The organism is Owariibacterium komagatae (genome assembly GCF_045865535.1).
GTDB lineage: Bacteria > Bacillota > Clostridia > Oscillospirales > Ruminococcaceae > Ruthenibacterium > Ruthenibacterium komagatae.
This window is the reverse complement of sequence record NZ_AP031406.1, coordinates 2,970,066-2,987,370: the sequence shown is the minus strand read 5'-3', so window position 1 is coordinate 2,987,370 and position 17,305 is coordinate 2,970,066. Positions and strand designations below refer to the sequence as shown.

Here is a 17,305-nt window from a genome sequence, read left to right as displayed (position 1 = left end):
AATATGAAAGGGCTGATAAAATGATGACCTTTGAAAAGGTTTTAGAAGTATTCAACGATTACCTAAATAAAGATAGTGTTTTGGAGGTGGTGAACACTAAGCGAGGATACACCGTTATGATTTGGGATGAAAAAGATGAGCAATGGTTTGGTGTGGAACATTGCAAAGCCCCCGAGCTTTTACGGGATGCCTTACTTGATGGCTATCGTGATTTTTTAGAGCAACAACTTACTCATAACCGCAGGAGTTTAACCGAAACAGAAATCTTAGATATTCAAAACCGATGTGAACAGCTTTATGATTTGTGTGGAGAATAAAAAAATAACCTAAAAAGTGCGATAGCCTGTGTAGGTGTCGCACTTTTTTCAGTTGGCTTGGCTTACGAAAACAGCGTTAATTATTCCGCAGTTTCTCTTGCCTTTTTCAAGCCTTGAGCCGTAGCTTCCATCACGATAAGCTCCTTTTCTTCCATATCATTCAACAGTACATCAACTTGTTTGCGGCGATTGTTGTCGCCATCTTCATTGCATGGAAAAAAGAACTGGTCTACAGAGATGTCAAGCAAGGTAGTAATGAGATAAAATTTGTTAAGCCTTGGGTGCTGCCCCCTGTTCTCTATATACATAATAGAGCGTGGCGTAAGGTCTACCAGTTGGGCAAGATATTCCTGTGTCCACCCTTTTGCTTCCCGAGCTTTTTTTATCGCTATACCTAACGGCTTAAAATCAAGTTTTCTTTCATCTTGGTACATTTTAATATCATCCTATATCATTGTACATTTCGGGTGATGATATTTGAACGAAGTATGATTTTATGTTTAGTAGTGTATAATTTCGTATTAGTGGAGAGAAACTTGCTATTATTCGTCATTCCGTATATAATAATTATATACTCTTTGCGAAAGGAAGTTGATATTATGAATTACATTTCTGTGAAAGCCGCTTCTGAAAAATGGGGCATATCGGAAAGACGGATACAAAAATTATGTGAGGAAAATCGCATTGACGGAACTGAAAAATTTGGTCGTGCATGGATGATACCAAAAGATGCAGAAAAACCCGTTGATGGACGTATGAAAACAAGGAACAAACAGGAGGAGAATCATGGAATTTAATGAAAAGCTACAACAGCTTAGGACTGGAAAGAACTTAACGCAGGAACAACTTGCGGAGCAATTATATGTATCAAGAACAGCCATTTCAAAATGGGAAAGCGGCAAGGGTTACCCTAACATTGAGTCGCTCAAGTGTATTTCTAAATTCTTTTCTGTGACCATAGATGAACTGCTATCGGGCGAAGAACTGATTACACTTGCCGAAACTGAAAATCGTTCCAACTTGAAAAAAATTTACAGTTTCATTTATGGAATATTAGATATGATGGCGGTTACTTTTATACTTTTGCCGTTGTATAGTAACCTTGTTGACGGATATATTTATTCTGTCAATCTACTTTCATTTACAGACACTACCCCAATATATCTTGCAATCTATTGGATTGTTTTTATTGTTTTGATTGCACTTGGGATAGCGAAACTGATGTGTGTTTGTTTTGAAAAGGAATCATGGAGCAACATAATCACAAAATGCTCTCTCGTGCTGAGTACGCTTTTTATCTGCTTCTTCGCTGCGGCAAGACAACCCTATGTAACCGCCCTTATGTTTCTGCTATTTGTTGCTAAAATATTTGTCTGGATAAAGCAAACCCAAACAAAGTAAAATGCCATAAACCCTTTAAAATAGGCTCTGACACGATAAGTGTCGGAGCTTTTTTCGTGCTGACATCTATTGTGTCGGCATTGTGACGGTAGATTTCTTGGCTTCTATGCAATACTCGTGGATAATAAGATTGTGGTCAGCGAAAACAAGAACAGCAACCCACGGAAAGGAGAATCAAATATGGATTATATCATTGAAACAGAAAATCTTACGAAGCGATACGGAACAGCCACCGTTGTCGATAAGGTAAATCTTCATGTGCCAAAGGGCAAAATTTATGGTTTGCTCGGCAGAAACGGAGCAGGCAAAACCACAGCAATGAAAATGATGTTGCAGCTTGCTTTCCCAACGGAGGGAACGGTACGCTTGTTTGGCACAAACTATAAGGAAAATATCCATACCCTTTATAGCAAAGTAGGCTCTATTATCGAAACACCGGGATTTTACAGTAATTTAACAGGGTATGAGAATTTGCAAATTCTCGCTAAACTGCGAGGGGGAGTATCTAAAAGTGGAGTAGAAAAAGCTCTTGAAGTTGTGGGGCTGCATAAGGAGAAAAGAAAAGTCTTTTCCGATTATTCCCTCGGAATGAAGCAACGGCTTGGTATTGCCGCCGCCATTATGCACGAGCCGGAGCTTTTAATACTTGACGAACCGATTAACGGACTTGACCCCATTGGAATAGTTGAAATACGCTCATTTTTATCTGAACTTAGTCACAATCATGGCATTACCATTTTTATCTCAAGCCATGTTTTAAGCGAGATTGAACAGATAGCAGATATTATCGGCGTTATGCACGAGGGGCATTTAGTAGAGGAAGTGAATATATCCGAGCTTCACAAAAGGAATCGAAAATACATTCAATTTGATTTATCTGACAGTGAGATAGCCGGAAAGATTTTAGAAAACCACTACCACATGACGGATTTTACAGTGCAGGACGGTACGGTGAGAATTTATGACTTTAGCCAAAGTGTTGGAGAAATCAATCGAGAATTTGCACGAAATGGACTGCTCGTGACAAGGATAAATGATAGTGAGGAAAACTTAGAGGACTACTTTTCTAAACTGATTGGAGGTGGCGGTATTGCTTAATCTTATTTCTTGTGAATTATTAAAACTAAAGCGTTCAAAAATGGTGCTAATTAGTGTGGCAGGGGTATTATCTACCCCACTTTTGATGTTAATAGAAGCCTTGCAAACACATTTTGATAAGCCGGAGATTATCTTTACCTTGTCTGACATATACAGCGACAGTGTACTGTATATCATGCTGCTGGTAAACATTATGATATATGTGGCAATTGCAGCTTACTTGTTTAGCAGAGAGTACACAGAAAGCACCCTCAAAACCATATTGCCCATACCCATTTCAAGGACAAAACTATTAATTGGAAAATTTTGCACCCTGCTTCTTTGGATTGTTATGCTAACCCTTGTAACATGGGCAGGTATATTTATCGTTTGTGGGCTATATGACGCTGTCTTTACATTGGAGGGATATAGCTTACTAGTGGCAATAGTATGGCTCCCCAAGTTTTTGTTTGGCAGTATCCTGATGTTTTTAACAGTTTCTCCTTTTGTGTTTGTTGCTATGAAAACAAAAGGATTTGTCGCCCCGATGATTGGCTCTGCCGTGATTGTCATGGGAAGTGCCGCACTTTCAAATCAAGAATGGGGAGCGTTGTATCCGTGGACAGCCACCTATTTCTTGGTGCAGGGTAAACTTCAGAGTACCGGCTATCCTACACTGCTGTCTGTATCTATTATTATTCTTGTATCAGCAGTTGGTTTTCTTATGACCTTTCATCATTTTAAAAAGGAGGATTTGAAATAATGGTACTTGATTTTATAGAAATTTTAAAAGTTATTTTTCTTGGAATTGTTGAGGGTATTACTGAGTGGCTACCTATCAGCAGCACAGGACATATGATTCTTGTGGACGAATTTATCACACTTAATATGAGCGAAGCATTTAAAGAAATGTTTTTTGTTGTTATTCAACTTGGAGCTATACTCGCAGTGGTTGTAATGTTTTGGAACAAGATGTTTCCCTTTCAATTTAAGAACAAAGCACAGTCAATTGTTAAAAAGGATACTTTCTCGTTGTGGTTCAAGGTTGCGGTAGCTTGTGTACCGTCAGCTATTATGGGGATTCTATTTGATGATTATTTGGATGCTTACCTCCAAACCCCCATTGTGATTTCAATCATGTTAATCTTTTATGGTTTGTTATTCATTCTCATAGAAAATTGGAATAAAAAGCGTACTCCTACTACTATGGCACTTTCTGACATCAGCTATAAAACAGCAATCTTGATAGGGGCATTTCAAGTGTTATCACTTATACCCGGCACATCACGGTCGGGAGCAACGATTATAGGTGCTTTACTCATAGGAGTTTCACGAGTGGCAGCAGCAGAGTTTACTTTTTTCCTCGCAGTACCTACTATGCTTGGAGCAAGTGCTTTTAAGCTGTTAAAATTCGGGTTTGAATTTACAAGTGCAGAACTGCTCGCTCTTGTTCTCGGTATGGCTGTGGCATTTGCGGTATCTGTCTTAGTAATTAAATTCCTAATGAACTTTATCAAAAAACATGATTTTAAGGTGTTTGGTTGGTATCGAATTGTGCTTGGTATACTTGTTGTACTTATAAAATCTTAATAATGCGTTTTCTTTGTGCGCGAATAAAAATGCCAGTTGGTCCTTAAGATCAGCTGGCATTTTTGTTTCTGGGGATGGAAAACAACCCAGAGATTCTCGTTGTCGATCTCCTCCTGATTTTAGTTTGCATGGTGAATTTTGCAAATTGAATCTACAGGAGGTTAATAATGGGATTTAATTATGGATATGAGAAAAAGAAGTTTGATAGTAGATGGAAGCGTTTAGAAGTTGAGTATTGTGATGCAGGGATGAGCGAAGAACAGATTGCTGCCATGAAAGAATATGACTGGGCATGGTTTTGCAGTCAAAGGGTTTTTCAAAACCATACGCAACCAATACCTTGTGAACAATATGATGAAGTATGTGGTCAATCACAGCTGTTCCGAAAGTTTGCATCGTTATCTTATCAATGGGATGTTGATAAGATTGATCAAACGCGATATGGATGGTTGGCTTCGGTGGAAAACGAACAACTACTGTTGAGATTGAAGAAGCTGTCGAAGAAAGATTTGGAGCTATTGACATTACTTTTTGTGGATGGTTATCGTCAAATTGATGTAGCACGTCTTTGGCATTGTTCCAGAAGTGCTGTTGCACAAAGATTTAAAAAAATAAAAAAATTTTTGAATAACACTTAACAAATGAAGCGTATCAGTGCCTACCCATTGAGGGAAGAACATTCTCCCAATGTGGAGCTTGACAATTTCATAGACGGCATTTCCGGTACATAACCTATGTACGAGCGAATCAGGCACGCCGCGAAGATGGACAGCCCCAGGAGGTGATGAATAGGACTGTTCCGAGCGATCCACGTCAGCCTGATACCCGAAAGTGGCATTTCAGGGCGCGATGACTGCATAGGGGTTAAAGATACTTCCTCACGGCCTCCTAAAGACTTGGGGGGAACTCTGCGGCGCACGAGTAAAACGACGCTGTGGAGTTATGACAGCCGCGCCAGCGGAGACCGGAATGTCCCCATCGCCAGGGGTGCGTGGCAAATGTGGCGAGTAAATTTTTCAAAGTCAGATACCATGCGCTGGCAGCTTCGGTTGCCAGCGCATTCATGTGATTTTGAAAGCAACAACCACATCTTTGACAGAAAGGGGGACCACCTATGGAAAAATTGATTTCGCGGAAAGAGGCTGCCAAATTACTGGGGATTAGCATTGCCACTTTGGATGCAGCTCGAAACAGTGGGCTAATTTCCTATGTTCAGTATGTGCAAAATGGTTGCGTGTACTTTACAGATGCTGGCCTTCAGGAGTATATCGCAAAATGCACCCATCGTGCAAAGCCAGTGGAAAAAAGCGCTACATACCGCAAGCTGCGAAGTGTCCGAGCTTGAGCTGTTCCGTATCCTTGCTGGAACCTAATATGTCTGATAAAACAAAGGTACAGCGCTGGACATTATTCTTAGGAGGTGACGGAATTGGCAAAAAGAAAAAGGGCAATTCCTCAATATGGTACGGTCGTGCTTAACGGCATTGAATATTATAGAACCAGAGTCGAAGATTCGGATGGAAACAGAGTGGCGCTTTATGCAAAGACGCCCGAAAAGCTTTATGACAAGGAACTGGAGGCGTTAGAGCAGATTGACAGTACTACGTTTCGTCGAAGATCGCCTACGGTTGCTGAGTACTGTGAGAAGTGGCTGCTGATGCAGTCCGTCCATGTTCGGGCCACCACCTTGACAGATTATACCTCTAAGGTGCGGCGGCACATTATTGGAGGGCTGGGAGACAAGAGAATGGCTGATGTATCCCTGGATGACATCCAACTTGCCCTCGTACCTGTTTCCAAGAAGTCGGCTTCGGTTTATAAGTCTGTGGTGATTCTCTGCAAGTCCATTTTCCGGGCGGCCAAGGAGAGCCATGTGATTGACGAGGACCCGACCATATACCTGGATGCAAAGGGAGGAGTTCCCCAGGAAGAAAGACAGGCATTGACGGATGAACAGGTTGAGCGGCTTTTGGACACGATCCGGGATTTGCCGCCCTATGTATTTGTGATGATCGGTTTATATGCCGGTCTGCGCCGGGAAGAAATCCTGGCGCTGCAATGGGATTCTGTGTATCTGGATGCAGAGGCTCCGTACTTAACGGTACGGCGGGCATGGCACACAGAACATAACAGGCCGGTCATTCTTACCGAGCTAAAGACCAAAGCGGCACAAAGAAACATTCCTCTCCCGGTCTGTCTGGTTGAATGTCTGAAAGATGCAAAGAAAAAATCCACTTCGGATTATGTGATTGCCAATCGGGACGGTGATCCGCTATCCTATACACAGTTTAAGCGGCTGTGGCAGTATATTGTGACGCGGACTGCAAAGCCGAGAATGGCCAGAAAACTTGTGGACGGAAAGTATGTAAAATATATGCTTTACCCGAAACTTGGAGAAAAAGCCAGGAATAACGGCCATGTGGTATATAGCCTGGATTTTGAAGTGACACCGCATCAGCTGCGGCACACCTACATCACCAATCTGATTCATTCTTCGGTGGACCCCAAAACGGTACAATATTTGGCGGGCCATGAAAGCAGCAAAATCACGATGGACATTTACGCAAAGGTCAAATACAACAGGCCGGATGATCTTGTCAAAGCAATGGGCTGTGCCTTTGACTTATGGGACGCTGTGTAAGTTCCGAACAATTCAGAAAATGAAGTAAGAGCGAGACAAGGATGTCTCGCTCTTAGTTTTTCCTTGGCCGTATCTTTGATTCAATTTGAAATCTCTGATAAAAAGGAGGTGTAGATACATCACCACGCGAGAAAGGAAATTAATTATGGCAAAGAAGAAAAAAAACATACCTCAATATGGAACCGTCACACGAAAGGGTGTCCTGTATTACAGAACCCGGATTCTGGACGCAGACGGCAAGCAGGTGAGCTTGTATGGGACTACCTGCGAGGAACTGTACGATAAAGAGCAGGAGGCGAGACGCCAGGTAGCGGAGATCATCTTCCACCGGGAGCATCCTACTGTGGCCGAGTATTGTGAGAAGTGGCTGTTGATGCAATCCGCAAAAGTGTCGCCGGCTACACTGAAGGGCTACGCCTCCAATATGAAGAACTACATTATCAAGCCTTTGGGAGATATGTATATGGAGGAAGTAACAGCGGATGATATTCGTCTGGCGCTGATCCCATTGTCCAATAAGTCCGAGAGCCTGCACAATACGGTGAATATGCTCCTCAAGTGCATTTTTTACTCGGCAGAGCGGAGCCAGTTGCTGGAATACAATCCGTGTGAGGGGATTTCGGCAAAAGGAGGGAAACCGACCCAAAAGAAAGATTCGCTGACAGACCAGCAGGTGGAAGTGCTGCTGGAAACCGTCAAAGGACTTCCGCCGTATCTGTTTACCATGATCGGCTTATATGCCGGTCTGCGCCGAGAAGAAGCTCTCGCCTTGCAATGGGATTGTGTGTTCCTCGATGCACCCACTCCATATATCTCTGTGCGGCGCGCATGGCGATCAGAGTATAACAGACCGGTTATCTCTACAACGCTTAAGACGAAAGCAGCAAGAAGGGATATTCCCATTCCCAAATGCCTTGTGAATTGTCTGCGGGAAGCCAAGGCTGCCTCCAAATCGGAATATGTGATTGCCGATAGTGAGGGACAGCCCTTGTCATATTCGCAGTTCAAACGTGTCTGGCAGTACATCGTTGTTCGGTCTACCAAGGAGCGTACCTATTATAAGTATGTGAACGGACAGAGCATCAAGTACACTGTTCAGCCGAGTCTGGGAGGACATCAGAAAAACAATCCCAACATTGTGTATAGCCTGGACTTCGATGTGACACCGCACCTGCTGCGGCATACCTACATCACCAATCTTCTGTATGCAGGTGTTGACCCCAAGACGGTCCAGTACCTTGCCGGACATGAGAACAGCAAGACAACTATGGACATCTATGCAAGAGTAAAGTATAATAAACCAGAACAGCTATTCGATGTAGTAAATTCTGCATTTCATCAAGCTGTCCCCTCGTAAAAGTGGCCTGTTTTTTGGTTAAGGAATAGGACAACCGAGGGGCCGAGGCTCAAAAAAGCCCGGAATATCAAGGAAAATCATCGCTCAGACGATTGAAATACGGCCTCAAAGCCGCCCGTCGCGCTCCTCAGTTCAGCAAGCGCTGATTGTATTTTCCATGCATTCAAGGCACCCGTTTCGGGTGCCTTTTTTGTACAAAAAGACGCGGAAGAGAATTCTCTCCTCCGCGTCGGTAGTGTCAAGTATTTTTCGCAAAATGGTTTGCAGGCCCTGGCATGAGAGAAGTCAGCCAGCAATGGAGGCATCCTCAACGGCAGCCTCCAGGTGCTTCATGTTCATGTATTTCTTGTTACCCCACTGGGTACCGGCTACATGGCGCAGCCGGGCACAGACCAGCATGAGGGCGGAGTTGCCGTCCGGGAAACTCCCCACCACGCGAGTGCGGCGGCGGATCTCCCGGTTCAGCCGTTCAATGACGTTATTGGTACGGATGCGAGTCCAGTGTTCGCTGGGAAAATCGCAGTAAGTCAGCGTTTCCTCAATGCCATCCTCCACCTTCTTGGCTGCTTCTTTCAGCTTCATGGAACGTAGTTCTTCTACCACGGCTTTGGCTTTCTCACGGGCAGCCCTCTTGCTTTCCTGGGCGTGGATTGCCTTGAGCATCTTTGCCACCAGCTTCACCTTGGAGCGAGGCGTGACAGAGAACACATTGCGGTAAAAGTGGACGGTGCAGCGCTGGTACTTGGCTTCGGGGAATACTTCTCCCACAGCCTCCAGCATACCAAGACACTTGTCGCCAACAATGAGTTTCACTCCGTCCAGGCCACGGCTGCGGAGCCACTGGAAGAAGCTGACCCAGCTGGCCTTGTCCTCTTTCATGCCCTCGGCGGCACCAAGAACCTCACGGTATCCGTCCTCCTTTACCGCAATCGCCACCAGAATGGCCACATTTTCAAACTCTCCGCCCCAATTTCGGCGCAGGTAGATCCCATCCACATAGACATACGGATAGCGCCCACCTTGCAGAGGGCGGTTCCGCCAGTCCTCAATGTGGACATACGCTTTCTTATTCAGCTCGCTGATGGTGGCCGGAGACACCTTGCTTCCCCACAGAGCCTCGGTAATATCCTCTACGCGCCGGACGGACACGCCTGCCAGGTACATCTCAATGAGGGCTTCCTCCACGCTGCTCTCCCGGCGGCGATACCGCTCAATGATGGCGGTCTCGAAGGAGATCCCTTTGAGCTTGGGTACCTTGAGGGTAACATCCCCGGAAGTGGTGGTAAGATTGCGGCTGTAGTGGCCGCTGCGGTATCCCTGGCGCTGCTCATTACGCTCGTACCGGGCCGCCTGGGTCAGCTTTTGAGCCTCAGTCTCCAGCAGCTCGTTGAGAGTTTCCTCTACGCTCCCACGCACAAGTTCCTTGAGTTCGTTCTTGATTACGGCCTCGTTTAGTTGTACAATCTTCTCGGACATGGTTTGCTCTCTCCTTTCAGAATGGTGTGTCGCAACTTCATTCTACCAGAGTTCTGCAAACCATGTCTTCTTTTATCCTCTTTTCAATTTGCGAAACTTATTGTACCTTATCTCCGCGTCTTTTTCTCTTAGAATGCCCACTCGCCGTTTTCAAAAATGACGACCGTCTCTCCGTTCTCGGTAAGGCCGGTGATGGTCATATCATCCGATCCTACCATCACATCTTCATGGACCAGGCTCTCATTGACGCCGCAGTCCCGCAGCTGTTCTCTGGTCATGCTGTTTCCGCCTTTGACCGTTCCGGGGTACCCCTGACCAAAGGCAATGTGGCAGGCGGCGTTCTCATCGAACAGCGTGTTGTAGAACAAAAGCCCGCTGCGATTGATCGGACTGGATGCAGGAACCAGCGCAATTTCTCCAATTCGACGCGCTCCGGCATCGGTATCCAGCAGTTTGGTCAACAGTTCTTCACCCTTTTCCGCATGGTGTTCCACCACAAGGCCATCCTGAAAGCGCACCCAGAAGTTCTCGATCAGATTCCCGTTGTACACATAGGGCTTGGTCCCGTATACCAATCCGTCGACCCGCTCCCGATGCGGCGCGGTAAAGACCTCTTCCGTGGGAATATTGGCAATGAACGTATAGCCCTCGGGCGTTTTGCTCTGCGCGCCTTCCCAGATATGCCCATCCGCCAGGCCGACGGTCAGGTCGGTCCCGCGGGCGCTCTGAAGATGGACGCTTTTCAAATGCAGTTCATTCAGCCGGTCCCGGCGGGCGGAAGTGTCAGCCACATGCTTCTTCCAGGCGGCTACTACGTCCCCGCCTTCCTCCACCCGGCACACATCAAAAATCGCCTGCCAGAGCTTTTCCTCTGCGTCCGGCTGACCCGGGAAAATTTTGGCTGCCCACGCGGCACTGGGAATAGCCACAATGCTCCATTGAACCTCATCCTTCAGCGTCTTGTCACGCCAACCTTTCAGAGCCGCACGGCGCGCCGCATTGACACGATTGATCTTCTCCGGGTCCAGCCCCTTGTAAATTTCGGGGTCCGCAGCGATCACATTCAAAATGCAGGCGCCGCCCTCGCTTTCCGCATAGTCCAGATAGCTGCGCAGGACATGCGGCTTCACATCCGTCAAAACATCTACGTCCGTGCGTTCCATTCGAATACGGTTCAGCTTTTCATCGTCATACTTGACGACTACTTCCCGGGCACCCGCATCATAGGCTTCCTGCGCGCACATACGTACAAATTCCGCTCCTTCAATGGGAGCACTGATGATCATGGTCTGCCCTTTTTGAGGATTTACTCCCACACGGACTGCAAACGCGGCATATTGCCGCAGCAAATTCTGATTCATCTTGTTACATCCTTTCCATATTCTCTCTTAAAGTGTCTGCTCCAGCCGCGCAAAAAATGCAACCGTACGGGAAATTTCTTCCACAGGGATCCGCTCATTATCATTGTGAATGAGCCCGCGCTGCGCCGCAGTGAGGTGCATGGCACTGAATTTATACACATCTTCGCAAAAGCCGGTATAATGGCGGCTGTCCGAACATGCAATCATCAGATAAGGCGACACCAGACAACCTTTCCAGGTGTGCGCAATGGCCGAGGCCAGTTTCTTCCAGTGCGCATTTTCCGCTGAGGCGTAAGGCGTGGCCGGCTGAGAATGCGTTACACTGACCGACACATGCGGATCTGCGATCACCTTTTCCATATACGCCTTTACGCTGTCCGGCGTATCAACATTGACCAGCCGAACATTGACGCCCGCCACCGCCTCGTTGGGCATCACATTGATCTGCTTGGACCCACGGGCCATGGTGAAGGCAAAGGTGGTCCGCATCATGGCGTTCACCTCGCCGCCCAGCTTTTCTGCCAGCAAGCGGATCAACCCGCCGAAGCACCACAAATTCGCCAGCACGACGCGCAGGGCAAAGGGCGCATGCGGCGCAATGGTTCGGAACAAACCGTACACCGGCGCCGTCATCACAGCCTTCATGGGGTGCGTCTCCAGCCGCGCCACTGCGCGGCACATGGACCCCACGGCCGACGGGCGGGTAGGATGACTTGCGTGGCCTCCTTCGCTGACGGCACGAAGTTCCACGTTCATCATTCCCTTTTCACCGATGCCCACCACTGCGATGGGACGGGTCACCCCGGGGAAGACGCCTTCCACCACCGCGCCGCCTTCATCCACCACCATGGCGGGTTTAACGCCTTTTTCCTTCAGGTAAGCGATGATGTCGGTTGCGCCGTGGCCGGACACCTCTTCGTCTCCGCCGAACGCCATCCAGATGTCATTTTTCGGAACAAACCCTTTTTGAAGCAACTGCTCCGCCGCTTCCAGAATGCCCACCAGCGTAATTTTTGTATCCAGCGTGCCGCGACCCCAAAGTTCTCCATCAAACACCTGACCGCAGAAAGGCGGATGCTGCCAGGCCTCTTCGTTTACCGGCACCACATCATAATGCGCCATCAGAACCGTTGGCTCTGCGTCAGAGGAACCTTTCCAATGAAACAAAAGCCCCGTGTTTCCGCACAGCACAGGCGGACACGTTTGATGCACCTGAGGATACAGGCGCTTCAGTTCTGCACGGAACTGTTCAAACTGCGAAAAATCCACTTTCGATTCATCATAATTGGACACGGTGGGAATGCGCACCAGCTGCGCCAAGCGTTCGGTCACCGCTTCGCCGTCCACATCCACCGCAATGTCCGGCCCGTAATCCGGCTCCACCGGCTTGCAGGCTGCCGCGCGAATCAACAGAATCGCCACCCACACAAGCACTGCCGCCAGAATTATCCAACCAATCATTTCTGCCGCTTCCCTTCTCCCCGAACTGTCTCTATCATACCACAACCTTTGTCTTTGTGCACGCGTTCCTGGTGAAATCCTTTTACTTGTCCTTCGCAGCCAATGGTTGCCAAACAAAAAAATACATGATATAATAAGAAAAACCAGCCGCCATGAAGGCAGCTGAACGAATGATCAGATTGAAAACAAGGGCCAGGAAGGCTTTTCCGCATGAAGCGGGAGAAGTGTTTCCGGGCCCTTTTGTTTTGCACACATTCAGGAGGAACAGACAATGACAAAAACCAAAACGATGATTCTCGCGGCTCTTTGCTTCGCGCTGGGCCTTGTGCTGCCCAGTGCCTTCCACATGATCGGCGCCGGCACGGTATTTCTTCCCATGCACATTCCTGTTTTGATCTGCGGACTGGTGTGTGGATGGCAGTATGGCGGAGCCTGCGGGCTGCTGGTACCGCTGGTATCCTCGCTTCTGACCGGCATGCCGCCGCTTTTCCCCACTGCGCCCGCAATGATGCTGGAATTGTGTGCCTATGGCGTTCTCACCGGTCTTCTGTATCATCACTTCCGCGCGCCGCTTTATCCTTCCCTGATCGGCGCCATGCTGGGCGGCCGCGTTGTGTCCGGTCTGGCCAACGCGTTTTTCATGGGAATCGCCGGAAAGGCGTACGGACTGAGCGCTTTTGTAGCCGCCTCTTTTGTAACGGCATTGCCCGGCATCATTCTGCAGCTGGTGGCTGTCCCTGTTTTGGTCATTGCACTTCAGAAATCCGGTGCCATCAACGGGCCGCGGGCAGCCGCATAAATTTGTAAAAGGAGCAGTTCTCATGGATGGGATTCAGCAGGTAAAGGAATATTTTGACGCTCGCGCAGCGCAATGGGATCAGATGTGCCATCACGACCCTGAAAAGCTGGCAGCTTTGGTCACGCTGGCCGGCGTCCGGCCCGGGCAGAAAATACTGGACATCGCCTGCGGCACAGGCGCGCTGTTTGACACGCTTTTACAGCGACAACCGAGCCGTCTGGTGGGTGTGGACGTATCAGATCAGATGATTGCCGTTGCCCGGCAGAAATACCCGCTTTCCTGCGTGGAACTGGTCGCAGCCGATGTTCTTGATTTTTCGCAGACCGGCTTTGACACCGCCTTTCTTTACAGCGCTTATCCCCATTTTGCAGACAAAGAGGCCCTTGCGCGAAAGGTTTGGGAATGCCTGGCGCCCGGCGGCCGCTTTATGGTCGCCCACAGTGAAAGCCGCCTTACCATCGACCAGCGGCATCACAGCCCGCAGGTACAGCGGGTTTCCACCCATCTGCGCCCGGCTGTGCAGGAAGCCGCTGTCTGGCAGAAGTTTTTCGAGGTGGATATTCTGGCAGATACGCCTGATTTGTATGTGATCTCCGGCGTAAAGAAAACAGCAGAATAAAAAGAAGCGGCACAGCGCTTGCTGTGCCGCTTCTTTTTTACATTGCCTCGGATTTTGCTTTTTCCACGAGCCACTGAAACAGCGCCGCATGGGACGGGAACTGCGCCTCCAGCTCTTCGGCGTGCCATTGCACCCCCAGCATCAGGCCGCGGGTGTCCTCCACTGCCTCGATCACACCATCCGGCGCATGGGCCACCGCCAAAAAGCCGGAAGCCACATCTCTCACCGCCTGATGATGAAAGGAATTGCACTCCTGCCGCGTACTTCCCATCACGCCCGCCAGCACGCTGCCCGGTGCGATGCCAATGCTGTGGAACAACTCGCCCCGGTTTTCCGGGCTTTGAGCGTGACAGATTGCCCCCCGGCACTGAACAGGAATGTCCTGCCAGAGTGTTCCGCCAAAGGCCACATTCAAAACTTGAATGCCCCGGCAAATTCCCAGCACCGGTTTTCCCGCCCGCTGTGCCGCCCGGCAAAGCGACAGTTCCACGTTGTCGCGCAGACGGCTGGTGGGGCCGATTTGCGGGATGGGGCTCTGACCATAGTAAGCCGGGGCCACATCACCACCGCCCGCCAGCAGGAACCCGCCGCAAAGGGACAGCCACTGCTGCAGCACCTCGCCATCTGTGGCAGCCGATACCGGCAGCTGAAGGGCGAGGCCGCCCGCCCGTTCCACCGCACGCACATAGGCGCAGGGAACCGCGAATCTCGGCACTTCACCGCCCATCTGGCCCGTCACAATTCCAATCACAGGTTTCATGTGCTCGCTCTCCTCACCGGCGCGCAAACCGCGCCTTGTAAAAATCCATGTTAAGCAAACGGGCGAACCTTTCCATCCGCGTCCGTCTGGCCGGACGGTGCCGTGGCCGCCGAAGAAGAAGTGCTCTGCGTCACAGAGGCGCTGTCATCCGTCGGCACCGAAACAGACTCCGTCTCAGAAACGCTCTGGCTCACAGAAGTGGAATTGTCCACAGCCATGGCGTCCCCATCTGCACCGCCCAGGCTGAAATGCGTAAAGAGGTACCAGCAGGTGCCGGCCAATGCCAGCAGCAGCACGATCAAAACGATCACCGGGCCCAGCACCTTGTTGGAACGGCGCCGAGTCAACGGTTCATCCCACTCGAAATCCGTATTTGCCTTGAACATCCGCACTTCCTCCAGCGGAGCTTTCAGCGACAGACGGCGAATGATATCCAGCGAAGCCAAAGCCGCACGCTTTGCCGCATCGGGCGCAGGTTTGAAGCTGCGCATATACACATAACCCTTATGTGCCACCGCCAGATAGAGCGGCCGGCCGTCGTTGCCGCCGGTGACGGAAACGCCGAACTCCGCACGGGAGCACTTGGCAGCGGCAACCGCACGGGCAGCCGCCATCTGGTACACGTTCCCCTTTTCGTAATTGCGTGAGGCAGCCGCCTTGATTTTTCCCATCACACGGGAATCATTGTAGCTGACATCGCCAAAGTCAAACACGCTGTTGCCGCGTTTTGTATGTGAGAACTCCTCTGACAGCAGCGCACCGGTTGCAGAGTCGGACGCCACGACACTTGTCTCGTTCTCGATCATCTCACCGGCGGTGAAATAGGCAAGGCTCCCCTTACCGCGGCCATAGACGGAATCTCCCAGCACCTGTTCAAACCGATCGGCAAGCGTCTCTGTCAACTCGGTGGCCGCTGCGGGCGCAATGGCGCGGGCTGTGATCACAATGAGCACCTCGCCGGCCTGCCCGTACAGATTCAACGTCACATTGGGCATGGATACAATCTGTTTGGCCAAAGCTTTTAACTGTCCCATATCCGGTTCGAATGTGCGCACGATCAACTGCTTTTCCACATTTTTTTCCATCTGCATCCGTTGGAGTCCTCCTTTTTCTTCAAACATCCTTCACCGGGGTGTCGCCGGTGAAATTTGCCGGGGTTCCGGCTGCAAAGGCCCGGCAGCCCGGCTGTGCAAGATCCAGCGCCAGGCGGCGGATCATATCCAGCGCATGCTGCGTGGAAGACAGGCGAACCATTTCGCGCGTGCGCCCGGTGACCACCAGCTTCTGCACATAGGTGAAGGTTTCCCCGGCAGCCGCCACATACACCAGGCCCACCGGTTTTTCGGGCGTTCCGCCCCCCGGACCCGCAATGCCTGTAATACCAACGCCAAAATCCGCGCCGGCCGCACGGCGAACTCCCTCGGCCATCTCCGCCGCCACTTGCGGCGAAACTGCGCCAAACTGTTCCAGGGTTTCGTGTTTTACACCCAAAACCCGCTCCTTCACTTCGTTGGCGTATGTGCAGGCACCATATTGAAACACTTCGCTGGAGCCCGGCACAGAGGTAAGCCGCGCGGACAGCAGCCCGCCGGTGCAGCTCTCGGCCGTGGCCACGGTTTTCCCCTTCTCCATCAGGGTATGCACCACGGTCTCTTCCAGTGAATCTTCTGTCTGCGTATAAATGTGATCGCCCAGCGCATCGTAAAACAACGCGGCATAATTGCGGCACATCTCTTCGGCCGTCTGCAGGTCCTGCGCCCGAGCTGTAATGCGCACCACCACTTCCGATGTTTTCGCGTACAGCGCCGCAGTGGGGTTTTCATTTTCCAAAAGGGAGCCGATTTTTTCCTGAAGATGGCTTTCCCCGATCCCCATGACACGCAGCGTCAGGGAATGAAGCACACAATCGCTCATGCCCGCCAGCCAGGGACGTACGGTTTCCAAAAACATGGGCTGCAATTCTTTGGGCGGACCCGGCAAAAGCACTGCGTATTTTCCCTTTTCCCGAGTGTCCTCAAAAATCATGCCCGGAGCAGTGCCATTGTGGTTTTCAATTTTGCGGCCATGAACCGGCACATAGGCCTGCCGCCGGTTGTTCTGGGGCATGGTGCGGCCCCAAGCGCTGAAAAAGTGCTGGATCTTTGCCAATTCCTCTTCGTCAAACCGCAATTCATCCCCGTAAGCGCGGGCCACGGTCTGTTTGGTCAAATCGTCTTCCGTGGGGCCCAGCCCGCCGGAAAAGACCAAAAGGTCACTGCGCTCACGCGCCTGGCGGACCACGCTCTCCAGGCGGGCCGCATTGTCGCCCACCACGGTCTGATAGTGCACGGTAATTCCCAGCGCTGCCAATTCACGGCTTAAAAACTGCGCGTTCGTATTCAAAATATCTCCGAGCAGCAACTCGGTGCCCACGGCAATGATCTCCGCTTTCAAAGCAAAGCCTTCT

18 protein-coding genes and 1 pseudogene are annotated in these 17,305 nt (G+C 49.9%); 12 read left to right on the top strand and 7 right to left on the bottom strand.

Annotation, left to right across the window (positions count from 1 at the left end; translation table 11 throughout):
* Nucleotides 1-20: 20 nt before the first annotated feature.
* The gene (locus tag ACKTS9_RS15005; protein WP_002576327.1) at nucleotides 21-317 is read left to right on the top strand and encodes a hypothetical protein; all 297 of its coding nucleotides are present in this window, start codon (nucleotides 21-23) and stop codon (nucleotides 315-317) included.
* Between the two features lie 80 nt (nucleotides 318-397).
* Here the strand turns inward: ACKTS9_RS15005 and ACKTS9_RS15000 are convergent, their stop codons facing one another.
* Entirely contained in the window at nucleotides 398-751 is a 354-nt protein-coding gene (locus tag ACKTS9_RS15000; RefSeq protein WP_002576326.1) for a helix-turn-helix domain-containing protein, read from the bottom strand.
* Nucleotides 752-916: 165 nt separating this feature from the next.
* Here ACKTS9_RS15000 and ACKTS9_RS14995 point away from each other — a divergent pair, with 165 nt between their 5' ends.
* The 9 genes from ACKTS9_RS14995 to ACKTS9_RS14955 all read left to right on the top strand — a co-directional run bounded on the left by ACKTS9_RS14995 (nucleotide 917) and on the right by ACKTS9_RS14955 (nucleotide 8,383).
* Nucleotides 917-1,114 carry a helix-turn-helix domain-containing protein gene (locus ACKTS9_RS14995; RefSeq protein WP_009246557.1) on the top strand — a complete coding sequence of 66 codons (198 nt, stop codon included), beginning with the start codon at nucleotides 917-919 and terminating at the stop codon, nucleotides 1,112-1,114.
* A complete protein-coding gene (bcrR, locus tag ACKTS9_RS14990) occupies nucleotides 1,104-1,718 on the top strand; it encodes a bacitracin resistance transcriptional activator BcrR (RefSeq protein WP_087336860.1) in 615 nt (204 codons plus the stop codon). Before ACKTS9_RS14995 ends, bcrR begins: the two co-directional genes overlap by 11 nt.
* A 180-nt stretch (nucleotides 1,719-1,898) precedes the next feature.
* The gene (bcrA, locus tag ACKTS9_RS14985) at nucleotides 1,899-2,816 is read left to right on the top strand and encodes a bacitracin ABC transporter ATP-binding protein BcrA (protein WP_002576324.1); all 918 of its coding nucleotides are present in this window, start codon (nucleotides 1,899-1,901) and stop codon (nucleotides 2,814-2,816) included.
* Nucleotides 2,809-3,558 (top strand): ABC transporter permease, encoded by a 750-nt coding sequence (locus ACKTS9_RS14980; protein ID WP_002576323.1) that lies wholly within the window; start codon nucleotides 2,809-2,811, stop codon nucleotides 3,556-3,558. The genes bcrA and ACKTS9_RS14980 overlap by 8 nt, the downstream gene beginning before the upstream one ends.
* Nucleotides 3,558-4,385: a bacitracin resistance undecaprenyl-diphosphatase BcrD gene (gene bcrD, locus ACKTS9_RS14975; RefSeq protein WP_002576322.1), complete on the top strand. Its 828-nt coding sequence runs from the start codon at nucleotides 3,558-3,560 to the stop codon at nucleotides 4,383-4,385. Before ACKTS9_RS14980 ends, bcrD begins: the two co-directional genes overlap by 1 nt.
* Nucleotides 4,386-4,552: 167 nt before the next feature.
* Nucleotides 4,553-5,023 (top strand): RNA polymerase subunit sigma-73, encoded by a 471-nt coding sequence (locus tag ACKTS9_RS14970; protein WP_002576321.1) that lies wholly within the window; start codon nucleotides 4,553-4,555, stop codon nucleotides 5,021-5,023.
* A gap of 476 nt (nucleotides 5,024-5,499) precedes the next feature.
* The gene (locus ACKTS9_RS14965) at nucleotides 5,500-5,730 is read left to right on the top strand and encodes a hypothetical protein (RefSeq protein ID WP_002576320.1); all 231 of its coding nucleotides are present in this window, start codon (nucleotides 5,500-5,502) and stop codon (nucleotides 5,728-5,730) included.
* Nucleotides 5,731-5,814: 84 nt separating this feature from the next.
* Complete coding sequence (locus tag ACKTS9_RS14960; RefSeq protein WP_002576319.1) at nucleotides 5,815-7,026, top strand: tyrosine-type recombinase/integrase; 1,212 nt, start codon at nucleotides 5,815-5,817, stop codon at nucleotides 7,024-7,026.
* A 145-nt stretch (nucleotides 7,027-7,171) separates the two neighbouring features.
* Nucleotides 7,172-8,383, top strand: coding sequence for a tyrosine-type recombinase/integrase (locus ACKTS9_RS14955; protein WP_407881740.1), 1,212 nt, complete (start codon nucleotides 7,172-7,174; stop codon nucleotides 8,381-8,383).
* A 285-nt stretch (nucleotides 8,384-8,668) separates the two neighbouring features.
* Here ACKTS9_RS14955 and ACKTS9_RS14950 read toward each other — a convergent pair.
* The 3 genes and pseudogenes from ACKTS9_RS14950 to ACKTS9_RS14940 all read right to left on the bottom strand — a co-directional run.
* Nucleotides 8,669-9,865 (bottom strand): annotated as a pseudogene (locus ACKTS9_RS14950) (IS256 family transposase); the annotation flags it as partial.
* A 122-nt stretch (nucleotides 9,866-9,987) separates the two neighbouring features.
* Nucleotides 9,988-11,220, bottom strand: a complete 1,233-nt coding sequence (locus ACKTS9_RS14945) for an aminopeptidase (protein WP_407881739.1) — start codon at nucleotides 11,218-11,220, stop codon at nucleotides 9,988-9,990.
* Nucleotides 11,221-11,247: 27 nt separating this feature from the next.
* Nucleotides 11,248-12,681: a M20/M25/M40 family metallo-hydrolase gene (locus ACKTS9_RS14940; RefSeq protein ID WP_349214802.1), complete on the bottom strand. Its 1,434-nt coding sequence runs from the start codon at nucleotides 12,679-12,681 to the stop codon at nucleotides 11,248-11,250.
* A gap of 271 nt (nucleotides 12,682-12,952) precedes the next feature.
* Between ACKTS9_RS14940 and ACKTS9_RS14935 the strand changes: the two genes are divergently transcribed.
* Both ACKTS9_RS14935 and ACKTS9_RS14930 read left to right on the top strand, forming a co-directional pair.
* On the top strand, nucleotides 12,953-13,480 hold the full coding sequence (locus tag ACKTS9_RS14935) for an ECF transporter S component (protein WP_349214804.1): 528 nt from the start codon (nucleotides 12,953-12,955) through the stop codon (nucleotides 13,478-13,480).
* 22 nt (nucleotides 13,481-13,502) lie between these two features.
* The gene (locus ACKTS9_RS14930; RefSeq protein ID WP_349214806.1) at nucleotides 13,503-14,099 is read left to right on the top strand and encodes a class I SAM-dependent methyltransferase; all 597 of its coding nucleotides are present in this window, start codon (nucleotides 13,503-13,505) and stop codon (nucleotides 14,097-14,099) included.
* Nucleotides 14,100-14,136: 37 nt separating this feature from the next.
* On the opposite strand, the gene ACKTS9_RS14925 is transcribed toward ACKTS9_RS14930, so the two are convergent.
* From ACKTS9_RS14925 to ACKTS9_RS14915, 3 genes are read right to left on the bottom strand one after another with little or no spacing between them, the layout of a single operon-like run.
* Nucleotides 14,137-14,859 carry a gamma-glutamyl-gamma-aminobutyrate hydrolase family protein gene (locus tag ACKTS9_RS14925; RefSeq protein WP_349214808.1) on the bottom strand — a complete coding sequence of 241 codons (723 nt, stop codon included), beginning with the start codon at nucleotides 14,857-14,859 and terminating at the stop codon, nucleotides 14,137-14,139.
* A gap of 50 nt (nucleotides 14,860-14,909) precedes the next feature.
* A complete protein-coding gene (locus ACKTS9_RS14920) occupies nucleotides 14,910-15,950 on the bottom strand; it encodes a hypothetical protein (RefSeq protein WP_349214810.1) in 1,041 nt (346 codons plus the stop codon).
* A 22-nt stretch (nucleotides 15,951-15,972) separates the two neighbouring features.
* Nucleotides 15,973-17,292, bottom strand: coding sequence for a competence/damage-inducible protein A (locus ACKTS9_RS14915; RefSeq protein ID WP_349214812.1), 1,320 nt, complete (start codon nucleotides 17,290-17,292; stop codon nucleotides 15,973-15,975).
* Nucleotides 17,293-17,305: the final 13 nt, after the last annotated feature.